11 protein-coding genes are annotated in these 13,556 nt (G+C 67.8%); all 11 read left to right on the forward strand.

The window, feature by feature from the left end; all coding sequences use genetic code 11:
• Positions 1–165: 165 nt before the first annotated feature.
• On the forward strand, positions 166–966 hold the full coding sequence (dapB, locus tag Q0309_RS04020; protein ID WP_299437760.1) for a 4-hydroxy-tetrahydrodipicolinate reductase: 801 nt from the start codon (positions 166–168) through the stop codon (positions 964–966).
• A gap of 84 nt (positions 967–1,050) precedes the next feature.
• Positions 1,051–1,935, forward strand: a complete 885-nt coding sequence (locus tag Q0309_RS04025; RefSeq protein WP_299437708.1) for an S-methyl-5'-thioadenosine phosphorylase — start codon at positions 1,051–1,053, stop codon at positions 1,933–1,935.
• Positions 1,936–1,977: 42 nt separating this feature from the next.
• Positions 1,978–3,183, forward strand: coding sequence for an AAA family ATPase (locus Q0309_RS04030; RefSeq protein WP_299437710.1), 1,206 nt, complete (start codon positions 1,978–1,980; stop codon positions 3,181–3,183).
• Complete coding sequence (locus Q0309_RS04035) at positions 3,183–3,836, forward strand: DUF4276 family protein (RefSeq protein ID WP_299437712.1); 654 nt, start codon at positions 3,183–3,185, stop codon at positions 3,834–3,836. Before Q0309_RS04030 ends, Q0309_RS04035 begins: the two co-directional genes overlap by 1 nt.
• Positions 3,833–4,933: an S-methyl-5-thioribose-1-phosphate isomerase gene (gene mtnA / locus Q0309_RS04040; protein WP_299437714.1), complete on the forward strand. Its 1,101-nt coding sequence runs from the start codon at positions 3,833–3,835 to the stop codon at positions 4,931–4,933. The genes Q0309_RS04035 and mtnA overlap by 4 nt, the downstream gene beginning before the upstream one ends.
• 365 nt (positions 4,934–5,298) lie before the next feature.
• A complete protein-coding gene (locus Q0309_RS04045; RefSeq protein ID WP_366940561.1) occupies positions 5,299–6,297 on the forward strand; it encodes a sirohydrochlorin chelatase in 999 nt (332 codons plus the stop codon).
• 203 nt (positions 6,298–6,500) lie between these two features.
• Positions 6,501–8,399, forward strand: coding sequence for a precorrin-3B C(17)-methyltransferase (cobJ, locus tag Q0309_RS04050; protein WP_299437716.1), 1,899 nt, complete (start codon positions 6,501–6,503; stop codon positions 8,397–8,399).
• A complete protein-coding gene (gene cobM / locus Q0309_RS04055) occupies positions 8,396–9,160 on the forward strand; it encodes a precorrin-4 C(11)-methyltransferase (protein WP_299437718.1) in 765 nt (254 codons plus the stop codon). Before cobJ ends, cobM begins: the two co-directional genes overlap by 4 nt.
• A gap of 93 nt (positions 9,161–9,253) precedes the next feature.
• Entirely contained in the window at positions 9,254–11,149 is a 1,896-nt protein-coding gene (locus tag Q0309_RS04060) for a DUF4153 domain-containing protein (RefSeq protein WP_299437720.1), read from the forward strand.
• Positions 11,150–11,921: 772 nt separating this feature from the next.
• A complete protein-coding gene (locus tag Q0309_RS04065) occupies positions 11,922–12,692 on the forward strand; it encodes a VPLPA-CTERM sorting domain-containing protein (RefSeq protein WP_299437722.1) in 771 nt (256 codons plus the stop codon).
• A 511-nt stretch (positions 12,693–13,203) separates the two neighbouring features.
• Positions 13,204–13,470: a 30S ribosomal protein S20 gene (rpsT, locus tag Q0309_RS04070; protein ID WP_299437724.1), complete on the forward strand. Its 267-nt coding sequence runs from the start codon at positions 13,204–13,206 to the stop codon at positions 13,468–13,470.
• The last annotated feature ends 86 nt before the right edge of the window (positions 13,471–13,556 follow it).

Genomic DNA, 13,556 nt, shown 5'->3' on the forward strand with positions numbered 1-13,556 from the left:
GATCGGCGAACGGACCATGCTCGACTACATCGTCAAGCCGATCACGGACTACTTCGCCAAGGCGTTCACGGAACAATAGGGCGCGCGGCGGACGCGAGGGGCTCATCCGACGGTTGCGGCTGGCTGCGCGTGTGTTGATTTGACCGGGGAGTAAGACGAAGCATGGTGCGCATCGGAATCGTCGGCTGTGGCGGTCGCATGGGCCGTGAACTTGTGCGACAGGTCCTGGAGACCGAGGGTGTGACCCTCGCGGGCGGCACGGAAAAGCCGGGCGGCGCGCTGGTGGGGGAAGACGTCGCCGCGCTGGCAGGCGTGCCGCCGTCTGGCATCCTGGTGACGGAAGATCCAACGGTCCTGTTCGACGCCGCCGACGCGGTGATCGATTTCACGACGCCGGCGGCGACCCTGTTGCACGCGACCATGGCCGCGCACACCGGCACGACCCTGGTGGTTGGCACCACCGGCCTGGACGACGCGGCCCTGTCCCAACTCGGCAAGATGGCCCGGCAGACGCGCATCGTTCAGGCGCCGAACATGAGCGTCGGCGTCAACCTGCTGTTCGCGCTGACCCGACAGGTCGCCGCGACGCTGGGGATTGAGTACGACATCGAGATCGTCGAGCACCACCACCGCCACAAGGTCGACGCGCCCTCGGGCACGGCGCTGGGCCTGGGCCGGGCGGCGGCGGCGGGGCGCGGTGTCGACCTGGACGCCGTCGCCGACCGCGCCCGCGACGGCCATACCGGCCCGCGCGAGGACGGCCACATCGGCTTCGCCGTGCTGCGCGGCGGCGATGTGGTGGGCGACCACACCGTGGTCTTCGCCGGCCCGGGCGAGCGCATCGAACTCACCCACAAGGCCAGCGACCGTGTGATCTATGCGCGCGGGGCGGTGCGCGCCGCCCAGTGGGCGGCGGACAAGCCGAACGGCCTGTATTCCATGGCCGACGTGCTCGGGCTGGGGTGAGGACCTGGCCGCGCGATGCGCTTGTAATCATGGCCATCCGCTCTAGGATGCCGCTCCATCTTCATCCCGGGAGCGAGGAGCATCATGGCGGAGCAGGGCAGCGGGCCGGTCATCGGCGTCATCGGCGGATCGGGCCTGTATGAAATCGACGGCCTGACCAACACGCGGTGGGAGGCGGTGGACACGCCGTTCGGCCAGCCCTCCGACCAGCTTCTGTTCGGCGACCTGGACGGCCAGCGCATGGTGTTCCTGCCCCGGCACGGGCGCGGCCACCGGGTGCCCCCCTCTGGCTTGAACTTCCGCGCCAACATCGACGCCCTGAAGCGCGCCGGCGTGACCGAGATCCTGTCGGTCTCCGCCGTCGGCTCGCTGGACGCCGATCTGCCGCCCGGCACCTTCGTCATCGTCGACCAGTTCATCGACCGCACCTTCGCCCGCGAGAAGAGCTTTTTCGGCGAGGGGCTGGTGGCGCACGTCTCCATGGCGCACCCGACCTGCGGCCGCCTGGGCGACGCGGTGGAGGAAGCCTGCCGAGACCTGGATATTCCCCACCAGCGCGGCGGGACCTATCTGGTGATGGAGGGGCCGCAGTTCTCCACCCGGGCCGAGAGCGAACTTTACCGCGCCTGGGGTTGCGACGTCATTGGTATGACCAACATGCCGGAGGCCAAGTTGGCCCGCGAGGCGGAGATGTGCTATTGCACGGTCGCAATGGTCACGGACTACGACTGCTGGCATCCGGACCACGACCACGTCACCGTCGAGGCGATCATCAAGGTCCTGTTGGACAACGCCGACAAGGGTCGGGCGCTGGTCAAGGCGGTGGCGCCGCGCCTGTCCGGCCGAACGGACCCGTGCGAGAAGGGCTGCCATCACGCGCTCGACACGGCGCTGATCACCCACCCCGACGCCCGCGACCCGGCCATGTTGGCCAAGCTGGACGCGGTGGCGGGGCGGGTGTTGGGGTGACCTGGCTGGCTCTCAGCACTTTTTTTGCCAGGGAGACACGCGATGTCCCGGCCCGGCGGCACCAGAGCGGTTCCCCGCATCACGTATCTCAAGGTTCGCAACTACCGCGCCCTGAGGGATGTCGAACTGAAGGACGTGGCGCCTCTGACCGTGTTCGTCGGGCCGAACGGCAGTGGCAAGTCCACCCTGTTCGATGTTTTCGCCTTTCTCTCGGAGTGCTTCAACGAAGGGCTTCGGCGGGCCTGGGATCGCCGAGGCCGCTTCAAGGAACTGCGCAGTCGCGGCGCCGAGGGGCCAATCGAGATCGCGCTGAAGTTCAAAATCCCCGATGTGCCGCTGATCACCTACCGCCTAATCATTGATGAAGATGGGGGGCAGCCGATCGTCGCCGAGGAACGTCTGTCCTGGACCCGTGGCTCCAGAGGACGTCCCTTCGATTTCCTCTCCTATAGCGCTGGCAAGGGGTTCGCCATCAAGGCCGACCAGCCCGATCCCGACGCCGAGCGGGAGCACGAGGCCCTGGCCGCCCCCGATATGCTGGCCGTCAACACCCTGGGTCAGTTCGAGCGGCACCCCCGTGTGAAGGCCCTGCGGGAGTTCATCACCGGCTGGCACCTCTCTTACCTCTCGGCGACCGACACCAGGGGCACGCCGGAAGCAGGCCCGCACGAGCATCTATCCCGGTCCGGTGACAATTTGGCCAACGTCATCCAGTTCCTCCACGAACGCCATCCACGGACCCTGAACGTCATTCTGGCCCGGCTGACGCGGCGGGTGCCGCGACTCGAAACCGTGTCGGCCGATATCCTCGCCGATGGCCGGCTTCTGCTGCAGATCAAGGATGCCCCCTTCAACACACCAATTCTTGCCCGGTACGCCTCGGACGGAACGCTCAAGCTGCTGTCCTATCTGGTGCTGATGAACGACCCGGACCCCTTCCCGCTGATCGGGATCGAGGAACCGGAGAATTTCCTGCATCCGATGCTGCTCCACGAATTGGCCGAGGAGTGCCAGACGGCCAGCGCGCACAGCCAATTGATGGTGACCACCCATTCGCCGCAGTTCGTGAATGCCCTGAACCCGAAACAGGCCTGGGTGCTTTGGCGGGACAGGGATGGCTACGCCAAGGCAACACGAACTGATCACATCCGGGGCATCCCGGAGATGATGGAGGCTGGCGGCCAACTGGGCGCCCTGTGGATGGAAGGCTATTTCGGCATGGGAGACCCGGCTGGGGGCCCCGTCTGATGCAGCGGCAGATACACGTTCTATTAGAGGAACCGTCCGCCAAGGCGACCCTTGAGCACGTCCTTCCACGGCTGCTGCCGCCGGACATCCATCATCAATGCATCACGTTCCAGGGGAAACCGGACCTGCTGAAGCAGCTTCCAAATCGCCTGCGCGGCTATCGCAAGCGTCTGGACCATGAGCGCTTGCGCGTCGTCGTGCTCATCGATCGTGATCGGCAGGACTGTCTGGTCCTGAAGCGCCGGTTGGAAGACATGGCACGCGACGCGGGCTTGACCACCAGATCGAGTCGTGGTCCCGATGGCGATTACATCGTTCTGAACCGCATCGCGGTGGAGGAACTGGAGGCTTGGTTTCTGGGCGATGAAGCCGCCTTGCTCGCCGCCTACCCGCGCCTCAAGAAGGGTGTCACGCGTGCGAAATCAATCCGGTTTCCGGACGACGTGAAGGGTGGGACCGCCGAGGCACTGCACAGGGTGTTCAAGAGGGCGGGCTACTTCCAGGACAGCCACATGCCGAAGACCGATGTTGCCCGCAAAGTCGGGGACCACATGTCCGTTGCCCCGAACCACAACCGATCGCCAAGCTTTCAGGTCTTTCTTGCCGGTATGGCAGACCTTGTCCAACGCTTCTCGGAGGAGACGCCACCATGAAGGTCAACGGCACGCCCACCCGCACCATCTGGCTGGCCGAGGACGGCCACACGGTGGAGATCATCGACCAGACGCGCCTGCCGCACCATTATGAGGTCACCCAGCTGACCACGCTCGGCGACGCCTGTCGGGCGATCAAGGACATGCTGGTGCGCGGCGCGCCCCTGATCGGCGCCACGGCGGCGCACGGCATGGCGCTGGCCATGCGCGGCGATCCGTCCGACGTTGGGCTGACCACCGCCTACGACCGCCTGTTCGCCACCCGGCCGACGGCGGTCAACCTGCGCTGGGCGCTGGACGACCTGCGCGCGCGCCTGACCCCGTTGCCCCCCGAACAGCGCGCCGCCGCCGCTCGCGCCCGCGCGGTGGAGATCTGCGACGAGGACGTGGCCCTGAACGAGTCCATCGGTGACCACGGCCTCGCCGTCTTCCGCACCCTGTGGCAGCGAAAAGGCAAACCGGAGCGGTTCAACGTGCTGACCCACTGCAACGCCGGCTGGCTGGCGACGGTGGACTGGGGCACGGCGCTGGCGCCTATCTACAAGGCGCACGACGCCGGGATTCCGGTCCATGTGTGGGTGGACGAGACGCGGCCGCGCAACCAGGGCGCCAGCCTGACGGCGTGGGAACTGAACCAGCACGGCGTGCCGCACACGGTGATCGTCGACAACGCCGGCGGCCACTTCATGCAGCACGGCATGGTCGACGTGTGCATCGTTGGCACCGACCGCACGACGTCCACCGGCGATGTCTGCAACAAGATCGGCACCTACCTGAAGGCGCTGGCGGCCAAGGACAACGGCGTGCCGTTCTATGTCGCCCTGCCCAGCCCGACCATCGACTGGACGGTCCGGGACGGCGTGGCCGAAATCCCCATCGAGGATCGCGGCCCCGATGAGGTGCAGTGCCTGTGGGGCCGGCTGGAGTCGGGTGAGACCGCCTGGATCACGGTTACGCCAGAGGGCAGCCCGGCCGCCAACCCGGCCTTTGACGTGACCCCGTCACGGCTGGTGACCGGCCTGATCACCGAACGCGGTGTCTGCGCCGCCAGCGCCGAGGGCCTCGCCGGCCTGTTCCCGGAGCGGGCGGCGGCATAGCGGCAACATACAAGCGATTTCTTCGTGAGCGGCCGGAACTCGCACTCCGTCATTGCGAGGAACGAAGTGACGAAGCAATCCAGGGCGAATACATCATGAACATGCCCTGGATTGCTTCGCCCCGCCAGTTTCGCGAGGCGAAAAAGGCGGGGCTCGCAATGACGGGTTTTGTGCGGGCCTCTACCCGGGGGGCCGTCTCGACGATGGGCGCCCGTTCACCCGATTGCCCTGTGCCGAGCGCGGTTGTCCCTTCCCCCACCGCCCCTTGGTCCCTATAGTCCGCCCCTTCCCCCAGCCGCCCGGAGGCATCGGACCAGGCGGCCCCATCGCTCGCCCCATCGCTCGAAGGCAAGGACCAGGCGACCATGACCCAGGCATCCGTCTCTTCCGTTCCCACCACCGCGCCCGGCGCCGACCCCGATCGCATCGGCGTCATGATCTGCGGCCACGGCAGCCGCGACGACGCGGCGGTCGAGGAGTTCAATCGGCTCGCCGTGCACCTGCGCGAGAAGTTCCCTGACGTCCCGGTGGAAAGCGGATTCCTGGAGTTCGCCCGCCCGATCATCCGCACCGGCCTGGAAAAGCTGAAGGCCGCCGGGGTCACCCGCATCCTGGCGGTGCCGGGCATGTTGTTCGCCGCCGGTCACGTCAAGAACGACCTGCCGTGGGAGATCAACAGCTTCGCCGCCGAGAACCCCGACCTGCGGGTCGAGTTCGGCCGCGACCTGGGCATCGATCCGAAGCTTCTGAAGGCCGCCCGCGCCCGCATCGAGGAGGCCGAGGCCGCCGCCCCCACCCAGGTCGACCGCAAGGACACTTTGTTGATGGTGGTGGGGCGCGGCACCAATGACTCCGACGCCAATTCCAACATCAGCAAGGTGGCTCGCATGTTGTGGGAGGGCCTGGGTGTCGGCTGGACCGAGGTTTCGTATTCCGGCGTCACCGCGCCATTGGTTGATGCCGGGCTGGCGCACGCCGCCAAACTGGGCTACCGGCGCATCATCGTCTTCCCCTACTTCCTGTTCACCGGCGTTCTGGTGCGGCGCATCTACGACTGGGCGGACGAGGCCGCCGCCGCCCATCCCGAGATCGAGATCCTCAAGGCGCCCTACCTGAACGACCATCCGTTCGTGATCGAAAGCTTCGTCGACCGCGTCAACGATATCCTGGCCGGCACCACGGCCATGAACTGTCAGCTCTGCAAGTACCGGGAACAGGTGATCGGCTTCGAGGGCGATGTCGGCGCCGTCCAGGCGGGGCACCACCACCATGTGCGTGGCGCCGGCACGGACGCCGATCATGGTCATCATCACGACCATGGCCATGGCCATGGGCACCATCATCACCATCACCACCATAACTGAAACGGGCGTCGGGCCGAGCCCGTCGGCCGCCCCTGCAGCGCCACCCCACGCATTCAAGCTTCCGGGGGAGGGGGGGCAGAGTGGCGCGCCGGTCGGCGCCCCATGGGCTTGAACGGTCGCACTCGATGACCTTTGGTATGCACCCGGCCGCGAAATCGATACGCTGATGGAACGCCAATGACAGACGATTGGAACGCACTGCCATGACGGCCAGAAGCACGCCGGTGTTCGTGGTCCTCAACCAGACCGGCCTGGCAACGGCGCGGCGCATCGCCCCCATCCTGCCCGGCGCCGAGGTGCACGGCCTGATGGGCCGGGTCGAGGGGGCGGACGCCGTGTTCACCGGCACCGTCGAACACCTGCGGGCGCTGTTCCGGATGGGGCGGCCGATCCTCGCCCTGTGCGCCAGCGGCATCATCATCCGCGCGCTGGCGCCCTTGCTGTTGGACAAGCGTGCCGAGCCGCCGGTGCTGGCGCTGGCGGCCGACGGCTCGTGCGTGATCCCGCTGCTGGGCGGGCACGTGGGCGCCAACGCCCTGGCGCAGCGCCTCGCCGCGTCGTCCGACATGCCGGTCTGCCTGACCACTGCCGGCGACGTGGCGGCCGGTGTTGCCCTGGATGCCGTGCCCGACGGCTGGCGGATCGAGAACCCGCAGGCGGCGCGCCCGGCCATGGCGGCGCTGATCGACGGCGAGCCGGTCGGCCTTTCCAGCGACGTCGACGATGGCTTGCTTGCCTGGCTGACGGGCGGCGCCGCGCCGTTTGTCCGGGTGGCGACCGAAGACGACGCCGGTGCCGACATTCCGGTCGTGTGCGTCTCCGACCGCCTGGACCCCGCCCCGGCCGACCGCCCCGACGACCCCGCGCAGAAGGCGGCGCCCCTGATCCTGCGCCCGCCGACCCTGGCCCTCGGCGTCGGCTGCGCGCGCGGCTGCCCGCCCGGCGAGCTTGAGAACCTGGCGCGCGAGGCGCTGGCGCACGGCGGCCTGTCGGTGGACTCGGTGGCCTGCGTGGTCTCCATCGACGACAAGACCGACGAGCCGGCCGTGCTGGCCCTGGGCGCGACGCTGGGGGTTCCGGTGCGGTTCTTCGACGCCGCGACGCTGGAACGCGAGGCCCCCCGGCTGGCCAACCCGTCCGAGACGGTGTTCCGCGAGGTGGGCTGCCACGGCGTTTCGGAGGGCGCGGCGCTGGCCGCCGTCGGGCCGGCCGGCACTTTGGAGGTTCCCAAGCGCAAGAGCCTGCACGCCACCTGTGCCGTGGCGCGCGCGCCGGCCGGCATTACGCCCGATCTGGTGGGCCGCCCGCGCGGCACCCTGTCCATCGTCGGCATCGGCCCGGGGGCCGACGCCTGGCGCACGCCCGAGGCCAGCGCGGCCATCGCCGCCGCCACCGATCTGGTGGGCTACCGGCTGTATCTCGACCTGCTCGGCGAGGCGCAGGTCGGCAAGGCCCGCCACACGTCGGAACTCGGCGCCGAGAGCGAGCGCACGGCCCTGGCCCTGAACCTGGCGGCAAAAGGGCGGCGCGTGGCCCTGGTGTGCTCGGGCGATCCGGGCATTTACGCGCTGGCGACGTTGGTGTTCGAGACCATGGAGCGGGAGGACCGCACCGACTGGAACCGGATCGCCATCACGGTCTGCCCCGGCGTATCGGCCATGCAGGCCGCCGCCGCGCGGGTGGGGGCGCCGCTGGGGCATGACTTCTGCGCCATCTCGCTGTCGGACCTGCTGACGCCGGCCGAGGTGATCGAACGCCGCCTGGCCGCCGCCGCCGAGGGCGATTTCGCCGTGGCGCTGTACAACCCGGTCTCGCGCCGGCGCCGTGACCTGCTGCCGCGCGCGCGGGAGATCCTTCTACAACACCGACCGGCTGAGACGCCCGTCGTCCTCGCCCGCAATCTGGGGCGCACGGGCGAGGACGTGGCGGTCACGACGCTGGCGGACCTCGACGTCGCCGACGTGGACATGCTGACCACGGTGTTGGTCGGCTCCAGCGAGACCCGCCGGTACGGATCCCGCGTCTACACACCGCGCGGGTACGCTCGCAAACGCCTGCCGGGCGCCGCCGCTCTCCAGCCGGACCCGGAGCAGGACACGTGACCGTCCACTTCATCGGTGCCGGCCCCGGCGCGCCCGACCTGATCACCGTGCGCGGGCAGGCGCTGATCCGGCGTTGCCCGGTGGTTCTGTACGCCGGGTCTCTGGTGCCGCGCGCGGTGCTGGACGAGGCGGCGCCCGACGCCCGCATCGTCGACACCGCGCCCCTGCACCTCGACCAGATCATGGCGGAGATACGGGCCGCCCACGACGCCGGCCATGATGTGGCCCGGGTGCATTCGGGAGACCCCGGCCTGTACGGTGCCATTGGCGAGCAGATCCGGCGGCTGGACGCCCTGGGCATCCCCTGGGAGATCGTGCCCGGTGTGCCGGCCTTCGCCGCCGCCGCCGCCACCCTGGGCCGCGAGCTGACCCTGCCCGGCGTGTCGCAAACGGTGATCCTGACCCGCACCGCGACCCGCAGTTCGGCCATGCCGGCCGGCGAGGATCTGGAAACGCTGGGGCGCGGCGGCGCGACCCTGGCCATCCACCTGTCGATCACCAACCTGGCCAGCGTGGTCCGCGACCTGACGCCGCACTATGGGGCGGACTGCCCCGTGGCCGTGGTCCATCGCGCGTCCTGGCCGGACGAACAGGTGCTGACCGGCACGCTGACCACCATTCGGGACACGGTAAAGGCCGCCGGCATCACCCGCACGGCGCTGATCCTGGTGGGGCGGGTGCTGGATCCGGAGGCGGCGTTCTCCGACAGCCGGCTCTATGCCGCCGACCACCATCACGTCCTGCGGCCGCGCTCCGGTTGACCGCGCGCATGGCGCGGACATAGTACAGCCATCATGTTCGGGGACATCCGGTCTAGTCGCACTGTCTCCGCCGCCCGACGATGGAAGCCCGCCATGTCCCGCTCCGTTCCCCTGTCCGCCCTGGTCTCCGCCCTCGTCCAACAGCCGTGGAGTTGGTTCCACGTTGCCTGGACCCATCCCGTGGCCATGATCTGCATGGTCCTTGGCCTTGTGGCGATGACGCTTGAGAACGTCGGTGTGCCCGACGTGGCGGTGTTCGGCGAGGCCGTCACCCTGCGGTACCTGGTCGACATCGGGCTGATGATCGCCGGTGTCGGGTTTTTCGGTGCCCTGGCCACGGAATGGGGCCTGCGCCGCACCGGCTGGTGGCCCCGCCAACAGCGCCTTTTCGCCACCGCCGTCATCGTCGGCGTCGGCGCCTTTTCGCTGTACGGGATGCCCGACGCCTTTCTGGCGCGCCTGTACCCCTATCTGTTCTGGCAGGGGGCGGCCATTGCCCTGACGCTCTACTTCGCCTTCCGCCCGCCGCGCGAGGCGCCACCGGAAACCGCCGCGTTGGTCGGCTGGTATGGCGGGCTGCGGGTGATGCTGAGCGCCGGAACCACGTGGCTGCTGGCGAGTCTCCTGGGGGCGGGCGTGACGGTGGCGCTGTTCGCGCTCGACGAACTGCTGGGGATCGACATGCCCGACGAGGTGATCGTCGAGGTGTGGATCCTGGCCTACGGGCTGGTGTGGCCGATGGCCTTCCTCGCCGGGGCCGAGCGCGCCCTGCCCGAAGACGTGCGCGACCGCCCGCCCATCCCGGAAACACCGCCCCGGTGGATCGCCGTCACCGTCGGCTGGGCGCTGATCCCGCTGGCCCTTCTGTATCTCGCGATCCTGTACGTCTATCTCGTGCAGCTTATGTTCGGCATGGCCACCGACCTGGTCAGCGTGGCCGGCCTGAACGCGGCCTATCTGGCGTTCGGCGTCGCCACCCACACCGCCGCCCTGCCGTTGGCGCGGGCGGGCAATACCCTGGCCCTGGTCTACCGCCGGATCTTCCCCTGGAGTATCCCGCTGCCGCTGTCGGCGCTGATCTGGGCGGTGTCGGTGCGCCTGTTCGAGTACGGCATGACCGAGCCGCGCGCGATCCTGACGGTCGTCGTGCTGTGGCTGGGGTTGCTGCTGTTGGTGTGGATGGTGCGCGGGGCGGCCGCCGGTCCGGCGACGCCGGTCGGCCTGTTGGGGGTGTTGCTGCTGTTCTCGGGCAACGGCCACTGGGGCGCGCAGGCGCTGTCCATGGGCAGCCAGTACCGCGCCTTGAACGGCCTGTTGCAGGAGCACGGCATGATCAACGAGGCGGGGCAGGCCGTGCCCGCCGACGAGACGGTGCCCGACGACGATCAGGCCCGCATGGCCGCCCTGCTCCATTTCTTCGAGGACCGGGGCAGCAACTTCCGGCTGGCGGCCCTGTTCCCCGACGACCATATGACCGCACCGGAGCGGATCGCCTACCTGGACATCGACCGGCGGACGGTCGCCCTGGACCGCCAGGAGCGGTTTGCCGTGAACGTCGAACCGCCCAGGAACGCCGTCGCGGTGACCGGGTTCGACACGGTGGTCCGCCTCACAAAGTATGGCGCGGGGTTGGATGATGGCCATCCGATCCAGGTCGGCCCTGTTTCGCTGGTGTTCGATGGTCCGTCCGTCACCGTGCACCCGGACCCGGCAAGCGGGGCGGCGGGACCGTTGCTCCGGTTGGACTTGACGCCGGTGGTGACCACCGCCTTCGAGACCCGCGCCGGATCCGGGGAGCCGGACGTGGGCTATGTCGATCTGCGGCCCGAGGCCATGCAGGTGGACGCCGGGGACGGGGCCGGCTGGCGGGCGCGGCTGGCGGTGGATCAGCTTGTGGTGTGGCACGACGGCCGGGAGGCAGCCGACGGCGCCACGATTCACGGGCTGGAGGGCCTGTTGCTGCTCGACGCGCCGGACGGCCAGCCGTAACGGGTCGCGCAACCCAATCGTGCCGTACCAGACTCGGGCCGCGATCCCGCTGTGGCGCGAATCGGTCGCGCGCCTTGGATCGTCAGGCCAGATGATGTGAGCCGGTATCGCCCGGACGCGGCGCATATTGTTTATGCCGTGTGCATTGACCGAGGCCGACGGTCAGAATTACGAAAAACGAAGAATCCTTCGCATACACGAAAAAGGCGTTAAACCGGTTCGACACCATCAGATATAGGGGGCATCGGCGGATGTCTCGGTTTTCCTCCACTAAATGGTGGAGGGATGCCCAGCGATTTTCCAAACGCCGCCCGCCTTTCCTCCACCAAATGGTGGAGGGATGCCCAGCGAACTTCCAAACGCCGCCCGCCTTTGCTCCACCAAATGGTGGGGTAACCATCAGATGGATAGAATTCTTCTCAACTTTTCGAAAAACTGTGAGCAGCAGGACCGCTTGGGGCGCAAACAGAAGGTGGCGTGCAGTGCGGCTGCGTTGGCCGAGGGCGTGGCTTTGAGGGACCGACGTCCACCGGATTGTCCGACACGATGGGTCGGAACCGAATCCTTGGAACGGGTCCTGGCTGTATTGGGTCAGCGCGCATCTGCAGGCGATACGCCGATGCCTGAGGACCGTGAAAGCAGCACCGTGAACGCGCGGAAGTTTTTTTTGTCATCGGCTGGGGGGGGTGACTCTGCGGTCGATGGATGACCACACGGCGGACCGCCCGCTTGACGGGGCGTCCCGAACGACCAAACGAGACAGGAGACCACCATGACACTGATGAAGAAGGCGGCTTTGTTCGCGGGCGCGGCCGCGCTGGGCGGCGTGTTGGCTTCGGCCCCGGCGCAGGCGGCGGTTGTCGACATGTACCACGGGACCACGGGTGAATACGCCACCTACCGTGGCCACGAGACGACGTTCTGGACGGGCAAAATTCTCAAGTACGAGGAGGACTTCGAGGACGAGACCCTTGGGGTGTCCGAAACGATTGCGACCTCGGGCCCCGGCGTCGGAACGTTTACGTCGACGGTGGCCGGGCAGCACGACAAAAAGATCGGTATCTTTGACCAAACCGGGCCGCAGGACGGCTACAATGCCGCGAGCCACGGTCGCTATGATGTCACCAACGGTATCTCCAACAATGGGCGGTGGCTTGATAGTTACGATTCCAAAGAGGTCACCTGGACCCTTACCAGCCTGACGTCGTTCGACTCGATCTCCTTCTGGATGACGGACGTGAACGACGTCAACGGGTCGCTCACCTTCAATGAGGGCGCGGGGAGCACCGAAACGATCATCGAGTTCCCCGGCGCCGGTGGCTCCGCCAGCAATGCGTCTCTGTTCTTCATCAGCATCGTCCTGGACGCGGCCGTGACGGAATTCACCTTCGAGGCGGCATCCAGTACCGATGGGTGGGGTATCGACGACATCAAGGTTGGCGCCACGCCGCTGCCGGCCGCCGCGTGGTTCATGCTGACGGCGCTGGGCGGCCTCGTCGGCACCCGCTGGCTGAAGCGTGATGGCGCGGCCCAGAACGCGTAACACAACACGCATCGTATCCCCCACACGACTGTGCCGGGGGCAACGCCTCCTCAAGATGGGGCGATGAAACGGGAAAGGGGGCCTTCGGGCCCCCTTTTCTGCTTCAACACGGGAGTCTGGGGGTGTTGGCCCTGGCCCAGGTCGCCGGATAAAGACCTTCGTCGAAAGGGGAATGAACCGCCCCGGATTCGCCGGAGGCTCCAGAGTTCGACAGGATCGAGCCATGAGCAAGGCCCCGGCCGTGGTGGAGCGCAAGCCGATCATCGTCTGGTCGTGCGTTTGGCAGGCAGGCCTGTCCGCCATCATGAGGTAGGCACTTGCATGGAACATGTGTGGTTGACGCACAGACCGTGCCGGCCTATAAAACGCGCTTTCCGAACGAGGGACGAAGAGCCCAGGGCACCTTTTTGCCCGGCGGGTGCGACGGCCGTCGCGATGCGCCGTGACCGGTCTTCGGAGTCCCGACCTCTTCGACACCACCCTCTCACGAGCACAGGGAAAGCGAGCATCCATGGCCAATCATAAGTCGGCGAAAACGCGAATCCGCCGCAACGACCGCCGTTTCGCCATCAACCATTCCCGTATCAGCCGCATCCGCACCTTCATCAAGAAGGTGGAAACGGCCCTGGCCACCGGCGACGCCGAACAGGCCCGCGCCGCCTTTCGCGTGGCGCAGCCGGAAATTCATCGCGGCGTGACCAAGGGTGTCCTGCACCGCAACACGGCCGCTCGCAAGATCGCGCGCCTGTCCGCGCGGGTGAAGGCGCTGGACAGCTAACGTCCGGCGCGCCAATGCGCGGCGGCGGAGCGGAGCGTGGACAGCGGGCCGGTGTGGGGCCCGCTGATTGTAGTATGGAGCCGGTC

Source organism: uncultured Rhodospira sp., assembly GCF_937138205.1.
Classification (GTDB): domain Bacteria; phylum Pseudomonadota; class Alphaproteobacteria; order Rhodospirillales; family Rhodospirillaceae; genus Rhodospira.

Coding starts and splice junctions, on each gene's coding strand:
- rpsT (WP_299437724.1), top strand. CDS start 13,204: ATGGCCAATCATAAGTCGGCGAAAACGCGAATCCGCCGCAACGACCGC.
- mtnA (WP_299437714.1), top strand. CDS start 3,833: ATGAAGGTCAACGGCACGCCCACCCGCACCATCTGGCTGGCCGAGGAC.
- cobJ (WP_299437716.1), top strand. CDS start 6,501: ATGACGGCCAGAAGCACGCCGGTGTTCGTGGTCCTCAACCAGACCGGC.
- Q0309_RS04065 (WP_299437722.1), top strand. CDS start 11,922: ATGACACTGATGAAGAAGGCGGCTTTGTTCGCGGGCGCGGCCGCGCTG.
- Q0309_RS04030 (WP_299437710.1), top strand. CDS start 1,978: ATGTCCCGGCCCGGCGGCACCAGAGCGGTTCCCCGCATCACGTATCTC.
- Q0309_RS04060 (WP_299437720.1), top strand. CDS start 9,254: ATGTCCCGCTCCGTTCCCCTGTCCGCCCTGGTCTCCGCCCTCGTCCAA.
- Q0309_RS04025 (WP_299437708.1), top strand. CDS start 1,051: ATGGCGGAGCAGGGCAGCGGGCCGGTCATCGGCGTCATCGGCGGATCG.
- Q0309_RS04035 (WP_299437712.1), top strand. CDS start 3,183: ATGCAGCGGCAGATACACGTTCTATTAGAGGAACCGTCCGCCAAGGCG.
- Q0309_RS04045 (WP_366940561.1), top strand. CDS start 5,299: ATGACCCAGGCATCCGTCTCTTCCGTTCCCACCACCGCGCCCGGCGCC.